The organism is Tenacibaculum ovolyticum DSM 18103 (assembly GCF_000430545.1).
Lineage (GTDB): Bacteria > Bacteroidota > Bacteroidia > Flavobacteriales > Flavobacteriaceae > Polaribacter > Polaribacter ovolyticus.
On record NZ_AUMF01000009.1, the window covers coordinates 1 to 21352 of the forward strand.

Consider the following 21352-nt stretch of genomic DNA (forward strand, 5'->3'; position numbering starts at 1 on the left):
AAAATATAATAACAACCTTTTTAATGAACTTTTGCTAATCTTAAACCTATGTTTTTCCCTTAGCGGGTGCAAATATAGATTCCTTTTCTAACATAGCAATGCTTTATTTTATCTTTTTTTTGAAGTATTTCTCTTTATACTGTTTATGAACACATTAAGCAACCATATTATTTTTTAAAACTTAAGCCTTATCTATTTTTCTAATGCTGCGTGAGGGATTGAACGGCTTGTTTGAGCTCTTTTTGGCATAATTCGCCAAAAAAGCGAGTAGTGAAAGCCCGACATTTTGGAAAAATGGCATGCCATAACATATATTATTCTTTAAAAAACGACTTCCTTCTCTTTTTATTTCTTCTAGATTTCTTCTTTCTTAATCTTTTAAACATCTTTTTGCACTCCTCTACATTAACTTTATCTCCAAATAAGCTTACTAAAATTTAATTATTCTAATATATAATTCATACACTACTCAAAAAGTACATTTATAAAAATGCATTAGATCACAAAGGATTAAGTTATAAAAAACTCTTAGTTATTTAGTAATTGAAATACATTTACTTCTAAAATTATAAATAAAACGACATTTATAAACATAAAAAAACTCCCTATAAGGAGTTTTTTATGTTTATAATATTGAGAAGGATCTATTTAAAGAAACTATCTACAAATTCGAATTTATTAAATACTTGCAAATCGTCTATCCCTTCTCCTACACCAATATATTTTACAGGAATTTTAAATTGATCTGATATACCAATTACAACTCCACCTTTTGCTGTTCCGTCTAATTTAGTTACTGCTAATGACGTTACTTCTGTCGCTTTTGTAAACTGCTTTGCTTGTTCAAAAGCATTTTGTCCTGTAGAACCATCTAAAACCAATAACACATCATGTGGCGCATCTGGTATTACTTTTTGCATTACTCGTTTAATTTTAGTTAATTCATTCATTAAATTAACTTTGTTATGTAAACGACCTGCTGTATCAATAATAATAACATCTGCATTTTGTGTTACTCCTGATTTAATCGTATCAAAAGCAACAGACGCAGGATCTGACCCCATTTCTTGACGAACTATAGGCACCTCTGTTCTATCTGCCCAAACTTGCAATTGATCAATTGCTGCTGCTCTAAATGTATCTGCTGCTCCTAGAACAACTTTTAACCCTTTTTTCTTAAACTGAGAAGCCAATTTACCTATAGTTGTGGTTTTACCAACTCCATTTACTCCTACAACCATTATTACATGTGGCTTATTCTTTTCAGGAATTGTAAACTCGGTATCATTTTCTGTATTTGTTTCAGAAAGTAAGCCTGCTATTTCTTCTCTTAGAATTTGATTTAATTCATCAGTACCAACATATTTATCTTTGGCAACTCTTGCTTCAATTCTTTCAATAATTTTTAATGTTGTATCTACACCAACATCGGAAGAAACCAATATTTCTTCTAGGTTATCTAAAACATCATCATCTACCTTTGTTTTTCCTGCAACGGCTTTAGATAGTTTAGAAAAAAAACTTGATTTTGTTTTTTCTAATCCTTTGTCTAATGTTTCTTTTTTCTCTTTTGAGAAGATTTTCTTAAAAAAACTCATAGTTAAATTTTACAATCATTTATATAGCTTAAAAACTATACCAAACTTATTATATGGTCAAATTGTCATTAATGCGGTTACTATTAATTTAAAACAGGAAACTTTGTCCAAAGTTATTGCAGTAATTAACTTAAGGGTAACGCTCAAAAATACAGATTTTTTAGCACAAAAAAAAAGCTACTCTCTAATGAAAATAGCTTTTATTTATATTGTAAACAAGTATTAATTTTTCGCGATAAAATCTTTTACTTGTGCAGGATCCATAATTGCCTCAACAAATGTATAAGCTCCACTTTTTGGAGATTTAACCATTTTGATAGCTTTAGTTAATCTTTTTGCGCCTGTTTGTAACGATGCTACTGATTTCTTTGCCATGTTCTAAATTATTTAATTTCTTTATGAACTGTCATCTTCTTTAAGATAGAATTAAATTTCTTTAATTCCATTCTATCAGGAGTGTTCTTTTTATTTTTTGTAGTAATATAACGTGAAGTTCCTGGTTTACCAGTTGCTTTATGTTCAGTACATTCTAAAATCACCTGAACTCTATTTCCTTTTTTTGCCATCTCTGTAAAATTTTATCTGGTAAGGAATTACTTAGTTAAAAAACCATTTTCTCTAGCGTTTTTAATCACAGCAGAGATTCCTTTTTTATTAATATTTTTTAACGCAGAAGCAGATACTTTTAAGGTAACCCACTTATCTTCTTCTGGAATATAAAAACGCTTAGTCATTAAATTAGCGTTAAACTTTCTTTTAGTTCTATTTAAAGCGTGAGAAACATTGTTCCCAACCATTGCTTTCTTTCCTGTTAATTCACAAACTCTAGACATCTTCTTGACAGTTATTAGTGTTATTTCTAAACGAGGTGCAAATATACAAACTTTTCATAGAATAAAGCAAAATATTAATAGTTAATTTTTAAAATATTTTCACTTAATAACTCTAATGCTTTTGTAACGGTTCTATTTATTACTTTTTCTCTTGGCTGCCCAAAGTTAAACTCCTCTACTTCAACGTTATCTTTTGTAGCTATTGCAATATAAACCAATCCTACACTTTTATCATTATGATCGGTAGTCGGACCTGCATTTCCAGTAACAGCAATTGCATAATCAGTTTTTAACTTTTTTAAACAACCAATTGCCATTTCTTTCGCTACCTCTTCACTTACAACAGTAAAGGTTTTTATAGTTTCTTCTGAGACTCCTAAAAGTTGCTGTTTTAATTCAGCTGCATATGTAATAAAACCTCCCTTGAAATAAGCTGAAGATCCCGCTACAGAAACAAGTTCAGCCGCTATCTTCCCTCCTGTTAAGCTTTCTGCAACACTTAATGTTTTATTATATTTTTTTAATAAAACACCTGTGCTTTTTTCTATTAATGCATCGTCATCATAGCCTACAATAACATCTGATATTAATTTATTTAATTCTACTATCTTTTCTTCAACTTCCTTTCTTAAAACCTGTTCATCATTTCCTTTTGCTGATATTCTTAATCGAACTTTACCAAATGAAGGTAAATAGGCTAGTTTTATATATTCTGGCAACTTATTTTCCCAATCTTCTATTCGCTCTGCAATAACCGTTTCACCAACACCAACTGTCATTATTGTTTTATGCAGAATAAATGGCAGCTTGAATTCTTCTTGAATTCTTGGCAATACTTCATTTGTCATTAATCCTTTCATCTCATAAGGCACCCCTGGCAGTGAAACGAAAACGGTATTATTTTCATAAAACCACATTCCTGGAGCTGTACCAAATTGATTTACCAACAATGTGGCTTTAGATGGTAATTGAGCTTGGTATTTTTGAACATCATTATAGGGGTGTCCTATTTTTTTAAATAAATTCTTAATTCGTTCAACAACTTCAGGATACTCAACAACTTCATTGTCATTAAAATATTCTGCAATTGTTTTTTTTGTTATATCATCTTTTGTTGGACCAAGCCCTCCTGTTAATATTACAATATCAGCTCTGTTTTCAGCTTCTTTTAAAGCATTTAAAATATGCTGCTTCTCATCTTGAATAGATGATATTTGATATACAGATACCCCTATTTTATTTAGTTCTTGCCCTATCCATTGTGAGTTTGTATCTACAATCTGTCCAATAAGAATTTCATCTCCAATTGTAATTATTTCTGCGTTCATTAATTAAGCGTTTTTATTCTTTTTCTATTTTATTTACTTAAATCATTTTTTTGGCTTCTTTCTTTTTCCTCCATTTAATTATTAAACCGAGAAGAACCAAAATAGACAATGCAAACACAACTATTTCAATTATTAATAAATATAAATTAACATCTCCATAACTATAATAATCAGAAAAACTTCTAATCAAATAATCTATAATCAAAATTGAAAGAAAAAGAAGCCCCCAATAAGATAAAAAACCAATAAAAAAATACAAAATAATGTTTTTCAAATATTTACCAGCAACAACTGAATAAACCACTCCTAGTAAAACACTTAATATTATAATTAATGGTTGCACTTTTAATATTTATTTAATTTTTATATGAAAAGCTTTCTTATCTTCAATAACACCTGTTAAAGTGTCATTCTCTTCAACTTTGCCAACTCCAGCAGGTGTACCCGTAAAAATAACATCTCCTTTTTTTAATGTAAAATATTGTGACACATAACTTATTAACTCATCTATTTTCCATAACATAGAATCAGTGTTTCCATCTTGAACTACTTTATCATTTTTATGCAACTGAAAAGAGATACTATCTAAGTTAAATTCTTCCTTTGGATAAAACTCTCCAATAACAGCACTACCATCAAAAGCTTTTGCTTTTTCCCAAGGCAGCCCTTTTTCTTTACACTTTGCTTGTACATCACGCGCAGTAAAATCTATACCTAAGCCTATTTCATCATAATATTTATGTGCAAACTTTGGTGAAATATGTTTTCCTACTTTATTTATCTTAACTAAAACTTCTACTTCATAGTGAATATCATCAGAAAAAGCAGGTATAAAAAAAGGCATCTTCTTAGGAAGTATTGCTGAATCTGGCTTTAAAAAAACGACAGGACTACCTGGTTTTTCATTTGCTAATTCTTCGATATGTTTTGCGTAATTACGCCCAATACAGATTATTTTCATATTACTCTATTATGGTATCCATGTTTTAGGAAAGTTTGGTTTTCTTTTTTCTAGAAAAGCATCTCTACCTTCTTTTGCTTCTTCAGTCATATATGCCAAACGCGTAACTTCTCCTGCAAATACTTGTTGACCAACCATACCGTCATCAGTTAAATTCATTGCAAACTTTAACATTTTAATCGATGTTGGTGATTTTTCTAAAATTTCTTGTGCCCAATCAAAAGCAGTTTGCTCTAATTCGTCATGAGGTACGACAGCATTTACCATTCCCATGTCATAAGCTTCTTGTGCTGAATAATTTCTCCCTAAAAAGAAAATTTCACGTGCTCTTTTTTGCCCAACCATTTTGGCTAAATATGCTGATCCATATCCAGCATCAAATGAAGTCACATCTGCATCTGTTTGCTTAAAAATAGCATGCTCTTTACTTGCTAAAGTTAAATCACAAGTAACATGTAAACTATGTCCACCTCCTACTGCCCATCCTGGCACTACGCAAATTACTGCTTTTGGCATAAAACGAATTAATCGCTGTACTTCTAATATATTTAATCGGTGATAACCATCCTTACCTACATACCCTTTCTCTCCACGTGCATTTTGATCTCCTCCTGAACAAAAGCTCCAAATCCCATCTTTTGTCGATGGTCCTTCAGCTGATAATAAAACAACACCAATATTAGTATCTTCATGTGCATCTTGAAAAGCATCTAACAATTCAGATGTTGTATGCGGACGAAATGCATTACGTACATTTGGGCGGTTAAACGCTATTCTTGCTACGTTATGTGATTTTTTATAAGTAATATCTTCATACTCTTTGGCAACTTTCCATTGAGGTTGTATCATAATTTTAAAATATTATCGTTAATAAAGTAGCGCAAAAATAACATAATAACTTTGTTTTTCTTTTCTATATTTGAACGATATAATATAATACCTTATGAAACATCTATATTTTTTAATCTCTTTACTAGCAAGTACTAGTCTTTTTTCTCAAAAAATAATTAATGAAACTATTAATTCTACTGAATTTAATAAAGGTAGGGCTATAAAAATTTACATTCCAGAAAACTATGAGCAGGATGAAACTATTAGTTATCCACTAGCTATTGTTTTAGGCGACCAGTATCTTTTTGACATGTATGTTGGTAATGCAAAATTATATGCTAATACTGACAAAGCTCCGAGACAGATAGTGGTTGGAATTAATATGAGAGATACATATTCTAAAGATGTTTCAATTATTCCATCTAATAATGCTTTAACTGTTCATGCCAAAAAATTTCAAGATTTCATAAAGAAAGAATTGATTCCACACATGGAATTAAATTACAGAACTTCACCTTTTATGACTATAACTAGTGAAGGTAAAGGAGCTGATTTTATTACTTACTTCTTAAAAGATGCTGACCCTATTTTTAACTCTTTTATCTGCATAGCTCCTAAATTGACTAAATTCAGTGGTAGCAGAATAGAATCATACTCTTTAAAAAGATTAAGTTCGATTGATAATACTTACTTTATATATGCTAGTAATAACCAAAAGTATATAACAGCTAAACAAAATGATCGTTTTAGTGAAATAGGTACGTATTTATCTTCTTTTGATTCTAAGAACATGCATATAACTTTTGATAAATTCACAAACGCACCTAATCACCTATCTGTTATAGGAGAAACAATACCAAGAGCTTTTGAAAAAATGTTTTACTTGTATGCTAAAATAACCAAAAGTGAATTTGATACAAATATTAAAGATCTAGATCCTTTAAAAGCTATTAAATATGTTGAACAAAAATATTTAGACATTCAGTTTTTATATGGTTCTAATTTAAATGTTCGATTAGATGATATATTTGCTATTGAAGGAATTGTAATTGACAAATTAGATGGTGACTACCTACGTGTTCTTGGTGATTTTGTTTCAATTAAATATCCTGACTCTCATATTGGTGATTTTTATGTTGGTAAGTATCATGAGCTAGGGAAAGATTATGAGAAAGCTGAATTTTATTACAAAGCTGCTTTTGGTAAAATGAATCCTTCTGATCCTAACGCAAACGCCTTTTATGAAAATATTAAACGTGTAAGTGATTTAAAAGGTAGTGAACCTAAAGAAGAAATTATTGAAGATATACCAGAGGAAGAAAATAAAGAAGAGAACGAAGAAGAAGAAGAACAATAAAAATTTCACAAAAAAAATCCGCTACATTAATCAATATAGCGGATTTTTTATTTCAACTTATACAATATCTTTTCTAATTTAAAATAACCATAATAAAACACCCTTTTTTCATTTCTATTTCAACATAAAAAGAAACCATAACTAAGGCTATTCTTTAGTTTTATTATTCATATAAAGAAAAAAATCATCATTTTATTTTACAGTGATTTCAAACAAGGACTGGTATACGTTTTACTTTATTAATTCGATTCTATCTTCTTTTAAAAGTATTTTTTTATCCTTATATAATCCTCCAATAGCCCTCTTAAAAGCTTTCTTACTCATCTGTAATCTAAATTTAATTGACTCAGGAGAGCTTTTATCAGTAAGCATTAAAAACCCTTTTTCATCTAATTTACGTAAAATTACATCTGCATCAGTATCAATTACATTTCTAAAACCTTGTGGTCGTATAGAAACATCTATTTTACCATCTTCCCTAATGTTTTTAACATAACCATAGGTTTCCATACCTTCTTCTATATCTTGGTATACTTCGCTATTAAATAATAAACCATCAAACTCATCATCTATTAAAACATTGTATCCTAATGGAGTTTGCTCAATTATTTTCAAATTTACCTGATCCCCTTCTTGTAATTCCATTTTATAAGTTTTTAAAATAGTTCTTTAAAACTACGTCATTTATTTCTTTTGGAGTAAATATCTCCAATATTTTTGGCTGATTTGAGACTGAATACAAATCATTCAATCCAATATTTAATTCTTCTAAATTTGAAACTGACGTATAATCAAAATTATACATTTTTGCCAAATGCTCAGCCGTTAAGCTATGTGGTGTTTCAAAATAGTTTGTTGCATTTGTTGTTGATGGCCCTGGAATAAATCTAAAAATACCTCCACCAGCATTATTTAAAATAATAATTCTGAAATTTTTTGGTGTATTTTCATTCCACAAAGCATTACTATCATAAAAAAAACTCAAATCACCTGTAATAAAGGTTGTTGTTTTTTTACTTGCAAAAGCTGCTCCAATTGCTGTACTTGTACTACCGTCAATCCCACTTGTTCCTCTATTACAAAAAACACGTAAAGTTGAATTTAAATTAAACAATTGAGAATATCTAATTATAGAACTATTACTTATTTGAACTTGAGAGTTATCGGGTATAAATTTTAAAATTGCTTCAAATGCTTTTAAATCTGAATAAGGTGCTATTTTCAAAAAACTCTCATGCTTTACATCTCTTATTTTTTTTTCTTGAAGCCATTTTGATCGATAATCCCCTTTTAAAGAACAAGAATCTGAACACGACAATAAATTCATTAAAAAATGATAAGGCTCTTCTTGTACATGTTCAGACAAACAAAAAAAAGTATCAAGCTTCGTTAATTCATCTACATGCCAATGGTACTCAGGCGAATACTTCCTTAAAAACTGTTTTATTTTTTTTGAAACAACCATACCCCCCATTGTTATTAAGAGATCGGGTTGTAAATCGTTAAGCTGATCTTCATTTAACGGAGCTATTAATTTATCTATCGAATTAATAATTTTATCTCCATTTATATTTGATGTAGTTTCAGTCATAATCAAAACGGTCTCTTCATCAGAAAACTTGGTAATTATTGACTGTAAATCTTCTGAGGGAAAATTAGCTCCTATTAAAATTATTTTTTTAGAAGCTGAGTTCCAAATAGAGTTTAACTTATCATAACTTATAGATTGTTTCACTTTCTTCGCAATAACGTAATCAAAATTAAAAGTAGTTAACTCTTCAACGGTATCATATAATGGCTCATCAAAAGGAACATTAATATGTATTGGTCCTTTTTTAAAAACCGCTACTTGCAAAGCTTCCTCTAATAACTTTTTATTATTTTTTAATTGATTTTTTGATTCTACTAAATTTACTGAAAATAAAATATGATTTTCGAATACATTTTCTTGTCGAATGGTTTGCCCATCACCAATATCAATTAGATGCTTAGGTCTATCCGCAGAAATTACAACTAAAGGGATATTACTATAAAAGGCTTCTGCTATTGCGGGATAGTAATTTAACAGTGCTGAACCCGAAGAACAAACAACCGCAACAGGTTTTTGATTTTGCTGCGCAATGCCCATAGCAAAAAAAGCAGCACAGCGCTCATCAACAACACTCAACGTTTTTATATTTGGGTGATTTGAAAACCCTATAGTTAAAGGAGCGTTTCGTGATCCTGGAGATATTACAACTGTATCAACATTATATTGATTACATGCTGAGATTACTAATTGTGCTAGTTCTTTTTTTGGGAACATTTTCTTAAATTACAAGGCTGCAAAGTTACAAAGTCAAAAAGTTATAATATAAAAAAAAGTCAGAAAGTAAAACATTTTCTACTTTCTGACTTTTTCTCTCAAAAACCAACGATGTTGATTAATTTCCTTTTTTATAGTCTGCTAAGAATTTAGCTAAACCAATATCTGTTAATGGATGCTTTAATAACCCTTCAATTGCACTTAACGGCCCTGTCATTACATCAGATCCTAATTTAGCACAATCAATAATATGCATTGTATGACGTACAGATGCAGCTAATATTTGTGTATCAAACATATAGTTATCATAAATCTGACGTATTTCTGATATTAAATTTAATCCGTCTGTAGAAATATCATCTAAACGACCAATAAATGGAGAAACATATGTTGCTCCTGCTTTAGCTGCTAATAATGCTTGTCCTGCAGAAAAAACTAACGTTACATTTGTTCTTATTCCTTTATCAGAAAAATATTTACATGCCTTAATACCATCTTTAATCATTGGTAATTTAACAACAATTTGCGGGTTTAATGCTGCTAATACATCCCCTTCTCTTTTCATGCCTTCAAAATCAGTAGAAATAACTTCGGCAGAAACATCACCATCTACAATCTCACAAATAGCTTTGTAATGATTTATAATATTTTCTTCTCCTGTAATTCCTTCTTTTGCCATTAAAGATGGGTTTGTTGTTACTCCATCTAAAATACCTAAAGCTTGTGCTTCTTTAATCTGATCTAAATTTGCTGTATCTATAAAAAATTTCATCTATGTATATGTATTATCTTATTGTATTATTTTTTATTTAAGAACCTGTTTTCTAAAACGTTCCAAATTTACAATTTATAATGATTCATTAATAATTTTTCATAAATTTTATCTGGTAAGATTCGTTTTAAAACTACTGAAAACTTCTCCATAAACCCACCAATTTTATAATGTATTTTGGGATTCTTTTTTTCAATTATTTTATGAATTTCTTTTGCCATCACCACAGGGTTCATTCCTGAACTTACATGACTATCCATCAATGCTAAATTTTCTGTATATTTTTCTTTGTATGCTGACTCTTCAAACACAGGTGTATGATATCTTCCTGAAGCTATATTTGTTTCAAAATCTCCTGGAGCTACATTTATAACTTTAACACCAAAGCTTTTCACCTCCATACTCAATGCTTCTGTCACCAACTCTAAAGCCCCTTTACTAGCTGAGTAAATTCCTCTAAATGGTAACCCCATATATCCCGCTATTGAAGTTACATTTATTATAATTCCTGATTTTTGCTTGCGCATTTGGGGTAATACTGCTTTCGCAACATCAATTACTCCAAAAAAATTTGTATTAAAATTATCACGCATCTCATCGGTTGGAGTATCTTCAATAGAACCAGTTATACCTTTACCCGCATTATTAATCAAGACATCTATTCTCCCTTCTTGCCCAATAACTTCCTTTACTGCTAATTCTATTGTTTTAGAATCTGTAACATCTAAAGCAACCATAGCAAAAGGTAAATTTAATTTATCAGGATTTCTACTTGTTCCATAAACTGTATAATTTTTAGCCTGTAAATAAGTAGCTATTGCTTTTCCTATTCCAGAAGAAGCTCCTGTTATTAATATAACTTTCGACATTGTGATTATTTTATACAAATATCTTAAAGTTACCAACAATAAAAAAAGACTTTAAACACTTATATTAGCAATCCTTTGTAAGAACATAATTATCATGAATAAAACATTAACATTTAGCTCTTTATTTTTTCTTATCAGTTTTAATTTATTAGGGCAATCATCATTATTTGAACACTCTGAAAATTTCACTCGCCAAGATTCTTTGCGAGGCACGATAACTCCTGAAAGAATTTGGTGGAATTTAACTTATTACCATTTAGATATTACTGTAAACCTTGATGAAAAATTTATACATGGAAAAAACACTGTACAATACAAGGTATTAAAACCCCATAACGTACTACAAATTGACCTACAGGCACCTTTAAAAATAACAAAGGTAGTCCAAAATGGACAAAAACTAAGGGTTATCTCTGAAGGTAATGCTCATTTTATTCATTTAAAAGAGACTCAAAAAACTGGAGATTTAAACTCATTAGATGTTTACTATGAAGGTAATCCTAAAATAGCAAAACGCGCTCCTTGGGATGGTGGTTTTTCTTGGAAAAAAGATAGTAATGGTAATCATTTTGCAGCAACTTCTTGCCAAGGATTAGGAGCAAGTGTTTGGTGGCCAAATAAAGATCATATGTACGATGAAGTAGATAGTATGGCAATTAGCGTACGTGTTCCTAAAAACTTAATGAATATTTCTAACGGAAAACTTCGTAAAACAGAACAACACAAAGACAACACAACTACTTATCACTGGTTTGTAAACAACCCTATTAATAACTATGGTATAAATGTAAATATTGGAGATTATGTACATTTTTCAGAAAAATACAATGGTGAAGATGGTGTATTAGATATGGATTATTATGTATTACGAGATAATCTAGAAAAAGCAAAAAAACAATTTAAGGATGCTCCTAAAATGATGAAAGCTTTTGAACATTGGTTTGGTAAATATCCTTTTTACGAAGATGGTTTTAAACTTGTAGAAGCGCCTTATTTAGGAATGGAACACCAAAGCTCTGTTACTTATGGTAACAAATATCAAAATGGCTATTTAGGAAGAGATTTATCAGGAACGGGCTGGGGCTTAAAATTCGATTTCATTATAATTCATGAATCTGGACATGAATGGTTTGCTAATAATATTACGAATAAAGATATTGCTGACATGTGGATTCATGAAAGCTTTACAGCCTATTCTGAAAACTTGTTCTTAGATTATTATTACGGTAAAAAAGCCTCACAAGAATATGTTATAGGAACTCGCAAGAGTATTCAAAATGACATTCCTATCATAGGACAATACGATGTAAACAAAGAAGGTTCTGGAGACATGTACTACAAAGGAGCCAACATGCTACATATAATTAGAACCTTAATTAACAACGATAAAAAATGGCGAAAAATTTTACGTGGATTAAATAGTGAATTCTATCATAAAACAGTAACAACACAACAGGTTGAGGAGTATTTAATAAAAAAATCTGGATTAGATTTAACAAAAATTTTCGATCAATATTTACGTACTATTAAGATACCTAATTTTGAATACAAAATAAAAGACGGAAAACTTTCTTACCGTTGGAAAAATGTTGTTAACGACTTTAACATGCCTTTAAACATTATAGTTAACAAGAAATTACAACAACTTAAACCAACAAAAAGCTGGCAAAAAGCAACAATTAATGCAGACGACATAAAAGTAGATATCAACTTTTATATAACTGTTAATAAAATCTAATAACAGTTTGCTTTAATTATAAATAAACAAAAACTCAAGAAAAGCATAAAAAAACCGTTACTAAATAGATTATAAATCTGTTTAAAAAATAAATATAGATTTTTAATCTATACACATACATAAAAACAGTTTTATATTAATTAGAAAATTACTTTTGACCTCTAAATATTACGATTATGTCAGATGTAAAAAATTTACCTGAAGGGATTCTACAGAAATTAGAAATACTCAAAGAGCAATTAACCACCGCTCGCGACACTTTCTTAGGATACCCAGTATCTAAAGACTTTGATTACTCAGCTTTAAATGAGTTTTTTAAATTTCCTATTAACAATTTAGGAGATCCGTTTGAACAAGGAACGTATCGTGTACAAACACATGAAATGGAACGCGAAGTGGTTGCTTTTTTCGCTAAACTATTTAGAGCGAACCCGAAAGATTTTTGGGGCTACGTAACCAATGGGGGCTCAGAAAGTAATTTGTATGGTTTATACCTTGCTAGAGAATTGTTTCCGAAAGCTATTGTATACTATTCAGAATCGACTCATTATAGTATTCGAAAAAACATTCATTTACTAAACATTCCAAGCATCGTTATAAAGTCTCAAGAAAATGGTGAGATTGATTATGAAGATTTTGAAAATACAGTACGAATGAATCGTCATAAACCTGTAATTGTTTTAGCTACTTTTGGTACTACAATGAAAGAAGCAAAAGATGATGTATCTAAAATAAAGCGAATTTTAAGTGGTTTAGCTATTCAAGACAATTACATTCACTGTGATGCTGCTTTGGCTGGTTCATACGGACCTTTTATGAAACCTAAATTACCTTTCGATTTTATTGACGGAGCTGACAGTATTTCTATTAGTGGTCATAAATTTATAGGTTCACCGATACCAACAGGTGTATTAATGGCTAAACGCTCTAACAGAGATCGTATTGCTAAAGGAATCTCATACATAGGTTCTTCAGATACTACAATTACAGGTTCTCGAAACGGGCATTCACCTTTATTTTTATGGTATGCACTAAAGCAACTAGGTATAAAAGGCTTACAAAAACGTTATCAAAATAGTTTAGAAGTTGCTGAGTACTGTGAAAACGAACTAAAAAACATTGGTATTAAAGCATGGAGAAATCCCAACGCTATTACTGTTGTACTACCAAAAATGCCAAAAAGTATTAAAGATAAATGGCAATTAGCTACTGAAGGTGATATAGCTCACGTGATTTGTATGCCTAACGTAACTAAAAATCAAATAGATAATTTTGTTAACGATGTAAAAAACTGCTCAGAGCCTGTTGTTGAAGATGAGTTCTCTTTCGATTTTTCATTAAGTTAACTCAAAACAAATACGGATATTTCTTATAATAAAAAAGCACACTTTAAAAGTGTGCTTTTTTATTCTTAAGCTACCGCTACAATATTACTAAACGGAACTTCTCTTGTATCTCTAAAAATAATTGTTTTTTCAGAGAGCGTCCAAACAGAAGCCTCTACTTTTTTTAAACCAGTATGGTCAGTGTAAAAAATTTGGAATTTTTCCTTATTCAGGTTTCTTAAAAAAAAGACTTTTCGTTGTCTTATAAATTCGTTTACCTTCTCTATTTCATGCTCTAACACATTAATTTTAGGGAATTTTAATAACTTAACTTTGCCGTCATCGACAAGCATTGCTTTATTTAAAATCATACAAACGGGGAGTTTGGGGTTATACTAATACACATGACATTAATATCAATAGGCAAATATACATTTTTTTATCAACAACTGTTAATAACTTACTTAATTGTTTGTTAATAACTTTTAATTACAAAATAACGTAATTAACAAAACAAATAAAAATCAATAAAAAAACACTCCTTTTTCACCCAAAAAAAACAATTGATTTTATGTGTTTACCCAACACATTCATAGATCACGAATTTATTATTTGTTTTCACTATCTCCACCTCTGCAAAAACTTTCTTTAAATGCGTTTTATAATTTAAATGAGAATTAGCTACCAATAAAAATCGCCCATCCTTCTTTAAACAGTTTCGTACCCCTTTAAAAAGTAACACAGAAACCTCAATATTATTTTCATGCTCAAAATGAAATGGAGGATTTGAAACTACTAAATCAAAACTCTCTCTAGCCACCCCTTCTAAATTATCCCCACAAACAAACTGTGCCCTTTCACCATCTATATTCAGCTCAGAAGAAGCAACTGCTAAATTAAAGTCATCAACCAATGTTACTTTGGCTTCTAAATTTTGACGCAAAACTTCAAACGCTATAATTCCATTACCCGAAGCAACATCTAATACATTTAACTCATTAGACTGTACTTGTATGTTTTCTAATAAAAATCGTGTTCCAATATCCACTTTCCCTGAAGAAAATACTCCATAATATTGCTGAAGAAAATCACCATCCCAATCAACTTTATTCACCAAATCCTTATACTTAATACCTTCTACAGGAGCTTTTAACACAAGTAATCGTGCTTTTTTCCAAGCTTTTGACTGTACAACTTCACCAAAATACTGCTCAGCTACCTTAATAAAAGAAGTAGAGAAATGCTTTGTCATAAACCCGCAAACAATTTCCGTTTCACCATCAGCAGCTTTATGTATTTGCTGTAAAAAAACCTCAAATAACTCTAATGATTTTGGAACTTTCATTAATGCTAAATCAACTTTTCCTAAATCTTGTAAAGGGGTTTTATAAACAACATCAGTGGATAAATTATTCAATTCTAAATTATGAACAATTGCCTTTTGCTGACTCGCATACGTCCAAACAGTCACCGGATTCTTATTACTCAATACAGAATTCCAAATTCCGAATCTATCATTAAATAAATGTATTTTGTTTTGTTTTTTATCTGTAATATAATCTAACACCAATAACTCAGCATTACTCCAAGCACGCAGTGATTTATCTTCTGTTTTTGGATAACGCGCTAATTGATACTCTTTAGAATTGAACAGTAATTTTGTTTCCAATAGTTGTATATTTTATAATTATCTATATTAAAAAATTCTCTTAGAAATGCCTTTAATTTAAATTATATATTTCTTTTAAAGATGTAATATCCCCAGCCTTATTTCTCCTAAAAACATCTTTCGATTTAACATCTGAAATTGACTGCTTCCCCATTGCCGCTACCACTTCTTTTACAGCAGCAATAGTTTTATCATGGTAATTCTTAACCCTAACATTCTTATCTCCAACCACTAAAGCCCCAACTAAATCATCATCTTGCGTTGCCACACCAACAGGACAAGTATCTAAATTACATTCTCGCGCTTGAATACACCCCAAACTAAGCATAAAACTACGTGCCATACCAATAACATCAGCACCTAGAGCTTTATACTTAACAATATCAAAAGCATCAATTGCTTTACCACTAGCAATAATTTTTATTTGCTCTTTTAATTCATACTTTTTCAGCATTTTATTTACAAAAGCCAAACCATCTAATAATGGAGTACCTACATAGTTAGAAAATTCTATAGGAGCAGAACCTGTACCTCCTTCACCACCATCAACTGAAATAAAATCAGGGTAATTATTAGTTTCAGAAAAGATTTTTATCATTTCCTCTATCTCATCGTTATCACCTACACAAAATTTAATCCCCACTGGTTTTCCTTCTGACAGGTCTCTTACTTTTTGAATAAAAGAAATCATTTCTTTAAAATTAGAGAATGCAGCATGGCTAGGTGGAGAGTCCACTCTTGTAAATGGTTCTACTGAACGAATTTTCGCAATCTCTTCTGTATTCTTTTTTGCAGGCAAAATACCTCCATGACCTGGTTTCGCTCCTTGAGAAAATTTAATTTCAACCATCTTTACCTCAGGTCGAATTGCATTTTCTTTAAAAATAGCTTCATCAAAAACACGTTTTCCTTCTACACTTTTTCCCGCACCAAAATAACCTGTTCCTACTTGAAAAATTAAATCACCTCCCTGTAAATGATACGGAGAAATACCACCCTCACCAGTGTTATGTGCAAAATTTGCCATTTTTGCTCCTTGATTTAAAGCTGTTATTGCGTTTTTACTTAGAGAGCCAAACGACATTGCTGAAATATTAATTATTGATGCTTCATATTTTTGAGTGCATTTATCAGAACCAACCAACACCCTTTCTCCTAAGATATGATGATGATCTTTAGGAAACAATGAGTGCTTTACAAATTCATATCCTTTTTCATACACGTTATGCTGTGTACCAAACGGAACTGTTTCTATTTCCTTTTTTGATCGTTGATAAACAAGACTCCTCTTTTCACGGTTAATTGGCGTTCCATTTAAATCATCTTCAATAAAATATTGTTGAATTTTCTCACGTTCTTCTTCAAAAACCCATCGCAAACGAGCAACAACAGGGAAAGACCTCATTAAAGAATGTTTATTTTGTAGAAAAGCATCATATAATGCTAACAAAGTTACAGCTGAAGCAATTGTTAAAAGAATATAATTTCCCATATCAGGAATAAAATAAACCAACACTCCACATAAAACATTAACAACAATAATAACCGTTAAAATAGTATCTCTCATTTTTAAGAATTTAGGTAGCTAAAATACAAGATTTCTTACATAAAAAAAGCTCTAACAATTGTTAGAGCTCTTAGATATCTTAGATACTTGAAATTATTTTTTAAACTTCGAGTATTTATTTTTAAACTTATCAATACGTCCTGCAGTATCTACTAATTTAGATTTACCTGTATAGAAAGGGTGAGAAGTTCTTGAAATTTCTAATTTTATTAATGGGTACTCAGTTCCCTCTACGTCTAAAGTTTCTTTAGTGTTAGCAGTTGAACGTGTTAAAAATACATCTCCGTTAGACATATCTTTAAAAGCTACCATTCTATAATTTTCTGGATGTATTCCTTTACGCATCTTAAATGACTTTTAAATGTTGTTTTATTTTTTTATCAAACACTGTAAAAATGGTAAAGTTTTACACCGAAGAATATTCTTTGGTTGTTTGAGGCTGCAAATTTAACCATATTTTTTAATTTTCAAACAAATAAATTGTTTTAATTTGTAGTGTAAATGAATAAATTAGAATTCAAACTATAAAATATGCGTATTTATACATACTTTGCCTTAGCTTTAACTACAATTATAATTACTTCTTGTGGTCAATCAGAATACAAATTTAAGTTAAACACCTCTAAAAAAACAACTTTAGGACAAAAGGCTGCTATTAAATTTGAACAACTTAAAGGAAAAGAGATTGATTCGGTACATTTATTCGTTAATAATAAACGAGTAAATAAAAATGAAACTAGCTTAGCCATCAATACTTCTAACTTTGGTGTTGGTAAGCACACTGTTACAGCATTGGCTTTTTACCCTGGTAAATCTAAAAAAGTAAGTAATTCAATTGAAGTATTTGCTAAAGACGCTCCTACTCTTTATGGTTTTAAAATTATAAATACCTACCCGCATGATAGTAAAGCATACACACAAGGACTAGAATATAATAATGGGTTTTTATATGAAACAACTGGTCGTAGAGGAGAATCTTCTTTAAGAAAGGTTGATTTAAAAACTGGAGAGGTTTTGCAAAAAATTGATTTAAATAAAAAATATTTTGGTGAAGGAATGTCGATCGTTAACAATAAAATTTATTGGTTAACATGGCAAGCACGTAAAGGTTTTGTATATGACTTAGATACTTTTAAACAAATTAATGAGTTTAACTATAACCGTAGTAATGAAGGTTGGGGCTTAACACATGGCAATGATGAATTAATAAAGTCTGATGGATCAAACAAAATTTGGTTTTTAGATACTAAAGATCAAAAAGAAAAAAGAGCTATACAGGCTTACACAAATAAAGTTTCTTTAAAAAGCTTAAATGAACTAGAGTGGATTAATGGAAAAATTTATGCAAATTATTGGCAAAAACCTTTAATTGCAATTATTAATCCTGATAATGGAATTGTTGAGGGGATTATTAATTTAACTGAATTAGTTAAAGAAATGGAAAAAACGCAAAAGCTAGTTGATCAAGATGATGTTTTAAACGGTATTGCTTTTGATAAAGAAAATAATCGTTTGTTTGTTACGGGAAAACATTGGTCTAAATTATTTGAAATTGAATTAGTTAAGAAATAATATCTTAGCCTTTTAAATATTAATTAAACGAACTAACATTACTTTTTATATGAGATATTCCCTTCAAATTTTATCAATTATTATATTAATTATTGTTAGTTCGTGTAGAAAAGATTTTAATACGGTTCCTAACTTCGGAAAACTTGAATTCTCTAAAGACACAATTTTTTTAGATACTATTTTCAGTAATATTGGTTCCGCTACTTATAATTTAAAGGTATACAATAGAAGCAGTAAAGCTATTACAATTCCTGAAATAAAATTAGAAAACGGAATTAACTCTAATTATCGTTTAAATGTTGATGGTATTTCTGGAAAAACCTTTAAAGACATTGATATTTTAGCAAATGATAGCATTTATGTTTTTGTAGAAACTACCATTAATTTTAGTACTGTTACAGATCCATTACATACAGATAGAGTATTATTTGATAACGGAAATAACCAACAAAATGTAGATTTAGTTACGTTAGTACAAGATGCTAATTTCATTTTTCCTAAAAAAAATAGTTTAGGAATTGAAACCTTAACTATAGACGGTAAAGATTCTAAAATACAAGGTCGTTTTTTAACAGATACAGAGCTTACCTTTACAAATGAAAAGCCTTATGTTATTTATGGATATGCAGCTGTTCCTTCAGATAAAACATTAACGATTAATGCTGGTGCTAAGATTTATTTTCATAAAAACTCTGGCTTAATCGTTAACAAAAAAGCTAGCTTAAAAATTAACGGAACCCTTAACAATAAAGTTACTTTTGAAGGAGACAGGCTAGAACATCGTTTTAGTAAAGTACCTGGACAATGGGGAACTATTTGGATGATTGCAGGTAGTAAAGAAAATGAGATTAACCATACATTAATAAAAAATGGAGTTGTTGGTATTTTAGTCGATAGTATAGGGGCACTCACCTCTCCTACTCTTACGATAAAAAATTCTGAAATTTACAATAGCGCTAACTATGGTATCTTAGGGAGAAATACCAATATTAAAGGTGAAAATGTTGTTATCGGTGACACTGGGCAATCATCTTTAGCTTGTACTTTTGGTGGTACTTACAATTTTACACATTCAACTTTTGCCAATTATTGGAACAATAGTTTACGTCAATTACCAGCTGTTTTAGTTAACAATCATTTTAGTTATACAAATGACAACAATAAAGAAATAACACTAACAAGAGACTTAATTGCTGCAAATTTCACAAATTGTATTATTAATGGAAATAATAATATTGAATTTATTTTAGACAAAGTTGGTAATGAATTATTTAACTACAATATTGAAAATTCAATGATTCAATTTAATGATTTCAATAATTCATTTACTGATAATATTGAAATGAAATTTGATGACACAACGCATTATCAAAATATTATTTTAAACGGTAATCCTCATTTTAAGGATGTTTCTAAAAATGAATTTATTATCGGAGAGGAAAGCGATGCTATTAATAAAGCTAGGGCTTCATCTATATCAGAAGACATATTAGGAGTAAACCGATCTTTAAATCCAGATATAGGTGCATATCAACATGTTATTTTTGATTAAAACTTACACCCTTTATAACTTTCTTAAATTGATGTTTTTCATCTACAAAAAAGGCAATAGAAATGTATGTTTTTTTCATTCCATAAAAACTCTTAAAAACAGCTTTTTTATTTAAATGAAGAATAATATTATGCGTATCTAAATTACCAAAAGGAGAAAAAGGAATAATACTTTTATCAGTTGGTAAATCTTTTTCTGTTAAATCAATACTTTTTATATTTTCGAAAGGAATTACAGCTTCACCAAAAAAGCCATATTTTAAAGTTAATATTTTACTTGTTAAATCAACTTCAATAGGGATTTTCGATAGAGAGCGCATTAAAGAAAACAACTGTAAACATGTGTAAATACTTAAAACAGTTAACAACCAAGCAACAATAACATTCCATCTTAGCACCAATGCGTGAACAGCAATTGTTTCTATTAAAACAACTAACATTAACCCCATAATAATTGATACAGAAGTTCCATTTTTATGATAAGAGAATTCATTTTCTTTTAACGTTCTCTTTTTCCAAGCTAAAAACCCATAATAAACAACAGCTATTTCAGTAGCTAAAAATTCTCCTATTTTATTTGGAAAAACAGTACCAACAGCCTGTTGCACCGAATTATAAAACACTAAATGATTATGCTGTTGTTTTTTTAATTCTTGAATAATTTTTCTTGCTTTAAAAATTAAAAAACTAAATACCCCTAATTCAACAACAGGTAAAACAAACGTTTTTATTTGTGATAAAAATGACTGGTGCTGTTCTGGAATCATTATACTAGCAATAACAATTCCTATTACGAATAAGGTAATAACAGTAATTTTAGGAATTTCCTTTTTTCTGATAATTAAAAAATAAACAAACGGAATTGTTATCAGTAAATCTAACGTAATACCTATTGATAATTCTTTTGGATACTCTATAAAGAAGGATGAGTTTATTACTAAAACCAATGTTGATATTAATAACAATGGAATTCCTAAAACAAAAAAATAATCACGGGAGATAAACAATTTTTTCATACTATTTAACTTTACAATTAATGCCTATCTATTAGATGCTTAACTTATTATTTTGTTACA

At 29.8% G+C, this 21352-nt stretch carries 22 protein-coding genes; 5 read left to right on the top strand and 17 right to left on the bottom strand.

Annotated elements, in window-relative coordinates:
- Nucleotides 1-644 precede the first annotated feature (644 nt).
- From ftsY to H518_RS0101280, 8 genes are all read right to left on the bottom strand, one after another.
- Nucleotides 645-1598, bottom strand: a complete 954-nt coding sequence (ftsY, locus tag H518_RS0101240) for a signal recognition particle-docking protein FtsY (RefSeq protein WP_028887389.1) — start codon at nt 1596-1598, stop codon at nt 645-647.
- Between the two features lie 222 nt (nt 1599-1820).
- Nucleotides 1821-1973, bottom strand: coding sequence for a DUF4295 domain-containing protein (locus tag H518_RS20715; RefSeq protein ID WP_064966084.1), 153 nt, complete (start codon nt 1971-1973; stop codon nt 1821-1823).
- An 8-nt stretch (nt 1974-1981) separates the two neighbouring features.
- Nucleotides 1982-2164, bottom strand: coding sequence for a 50S ribosomal protein L33 (gene rpmG / locus H518_RS0101255; protein WP_028887391.1), 183 nt, complete (start codon nt 2162-2164; stop codon nt 1982-1984).
- Between the two features lie 27 nt (nt 2165-2191).
- Complete coding sequence (gene rpmB, locus H518_RS0101260; protein WP_028887392.1) at nt 2192-2431, bottom strand: 50S ribosomal protein L28; 240 nt, start codon at nt 2429-2431, stop codon at nt 2192-2194.
- A gap of 74 nt (nt 2432-2505) precedes the next feature.
- On the bottom strand, nt 2506-3759 hold the full coding sequence (locus H518_RS0101265; protein WP_028887393.1) for a competence/damage-inducible protein A: 1254 nt from the start codon (nt 3757-3759) through the stop codon (nt 2506-2508).
- A gap of 37 nt (nt 3760-3796) precedes the next feature.
- Nucleotides 3797-4102 (bottom strand): hypothetical protein, encoded by a 306-nt coding sequence (locus H518_RS0101270; protein WP_028887394.1) that lies wholly within the window; start codon nt 4100-4102, stop codon nt 3797-3799.
- Nucleotides 4103-4111: 9 nt separating this feature from the next.
- A complete protein-coding gene (locus H518_RS0101275; RefSeq protein ID WP_028887395.1) occupies nt 4112-4720 on the bottom strand; it encodes a fumarylacetoacetate hydrolase family protein in 609 nt (202 codons plus the stop codon).
- A 9-nt stretch (nt 4721-4729) separates the two neighbouring features.
- Nucleotides 4730-5569, bottom strand: coding sequence for a 1,4-dihydroxy-2-naphthoyl-CoA synthase (locus H518_RS0101280; RefSeq protein ID WP_028887396.1), 840 nt, complete (start codon nt 5567-5569; stop codon nt 4730-4732).
- Between the two features lie 94 nt (nt 5570-5663).
- On the opposite strand from H518_RS0101280, the gene H518_RS18985 reads away from it, so the two are divergent.
- Entirely contained in the window at nt 5664-6908 is a 1245-nt protein-coding gene (locus H518_RS18985) for a hypothetical protein (RefSeq protein WP_051263621.1), read from the top strand.
- 231 nt (nt 6909-7139) lie between these two features.
- Here the strand turns inward: H518_RS18985 and H518_RS0101290 are convergent, their stop codons facing one another.
- The 4 genes from H518_RS0101290 to H518_RS0101305 all read right to left on the bottom strand — a co-directional run bounded on the left by H518_RS0101290 (nt 7140) and on the right by H518_RS0101305 (nt 10854).
- Complete coding sequence (locus H518_RS0101290) at nt 7140-7553, bottom strand: S1 RNA-binding domain-containing protein (protein WP_028887397.1); 414 nt, start codon at nt 7551-7553, stop codon at nt 7140-7142.
- Between the two features lies 1 nt (nt 7554).
- Complete coding sequence (menD, locus tag H518_RS0101295) at nt 7555-9213, bottom strand: 2-succinyl-5-enolpyruvyl-6-hydroxy-3-cyclohexene-1-carboxylic-acid synthase (RefSeq protein ID WP_028887398.1); 1659 nt, start codon at nt 9211-9213, stop codon at nt 7555-7557.
- Between the two features lie 118 nt (nt 9214-9331).
- Nucleotides 9332-9985 (bottom strand): fructose-6-phosphate aldolase, encoded by a 654-nt coding sequence (gene fsa / locus H518_RS0101300; protein WP_028887399.1) that lies wholly within the window; start codon nt 9983-9985, stop codon nt 9332-9334.
- A 68-nt stretch (nt 9986-10053) separates the two neighbouring features.
- Nucleotides 10054-10854, bottom strand: a complete 801-nt coding sequence (locus tag H518_RS0101305) for an SDR family oxidoreductase (RefSeq protein ID WP_028887400.1) — start codon at nt 10852-10854, stop codon at nt 10054-10056.
- 94 nt (nt 10855-10948) lie between these two features.
- Here H518_RS0101305 and H518_RS0101310 point away from each other — a divergent pair, with 94 nt between their 5' ends.
- The gene (locus H518_RS0101310) at nt 10949-12592 is read left to right on the top strand and encodes a M1 family metallopeptidase (protein WP_043706341.1); all 1644 of its coding nucleotides are present in this window, start codon (nt 10949-10951) and stop codon (nt 12590-12592) included.
- A 176-nt stretch (nt 12593-12768) separates the two neighbouring features.
- On the top strand, nt 12769-13938 hold the full coding sequence (locus H518_RS18990; protein WP_051263622.1) for a histidine decarboxylase: 1170 nt from the start codon (nt 12769-12771) through the stop codon (nt 13936-13938).
- 65 nt (nt 13939-14003) lie between these two features.
- Here H518_RS18990 and H518_RS0101320 read toward each other — a convergent pair whose 3' ends face one another.
- From H518_RS0101320 to H518_RS0101335, 4 genes are all read right to left on the bottom strand, one after another.
- On the bottom strand, nt 14004-14288 hold the full coding sequence (locus H518_RS0101320) for a hypothetical protein (protein ID WP_028887402.1): 285 nt from the start codon (nt 14286-14288) through the stop codon (nt 14004-14006).
- 206 nt (nt 14289-14494) lie between these two features.
- The gene (locus H518_RS18995) at nt 14495-15586 is read right to left on the bottom strand and encodes a class I SAM-dependent methyltransferase (RefSeq protein WP_051263623.1); all 1092 of its coding nucleotides are present in this window, start codon (nt 15584-15586) and stop codon (nt 14495-14497) included.
- Nucleotides 15587-15638: 52 nt separating this feature from the next.
- The gene (locus H518_RS19000) at nt 15639-17153 is read right to left on the bottom strand and encodes an FMN-binding glutamate synthase family protein (protein WP_043706342.1); all 1515 of its coding nucleotides are present in this window, start codon (nt 17151-17153) and stop codon (nt 15639-15641) included.
- A gap of 93 nt (nt 17154-17246) precedes the next feature.
- Nucleotides 17247-17498: a type B 50S ribosomal protein L31 gene (locus H518_RS0101335; protein ID WP_028887403.1), complete on the bottom strand. Its 252-nt coding sequence runs from the start codon at nt 17496-17498 to the stop codon at nt 17247-17249.
- Nucleotides 17499-17684: 186 nt separating this feature from the next.
- On the opposite strand from H518_RS0101335, the gene H518_RS0101340 reads away from it, so the two are divergent.
- Both H518_RS0101340 and H518_RS0101345 read left to right on the top strand, forming a co-directional pair.
- On the top strand, nt 17685-18725 hold the full coding sequence (locus H518_RS0101340) for a glutaminyl-peptide cyclotransferase (protein WP_028887404.1): 1041 nt from the start codon (nt 17685-17687) through the stop codon (nt 18723-18725).
- 49 nt (nt 18726-18774) lie between these two features.
- Nucleotides 18775-20277, top strand: coding sequence for a hypothetical protein (locus H518_RS0101345; protein WP_028887405.1), 1503 nt, complete (start codon nt 18775-18777; stop codon nt 20275-20277).
- Here H518_RS0101345 and H518_RS0101350 read toward each other — a convergent pair.
- Nucleotides 20264-21292 (bottom strand): hypothetical protein, encoded by a 1029-nt coding sequence (locus H518_RS0101350; RefSeq protein WP_051263624.1) that lies wholly within the window; start codon nt 21290-21292, stop codon nt 20264-20266. The genes H518_RS0101345 and H518_RS0101350 overlap by 14 nt on opposite strands.
- Between the last annotated feature and the right edge of the window lie 60 nt (nt 21293-21352).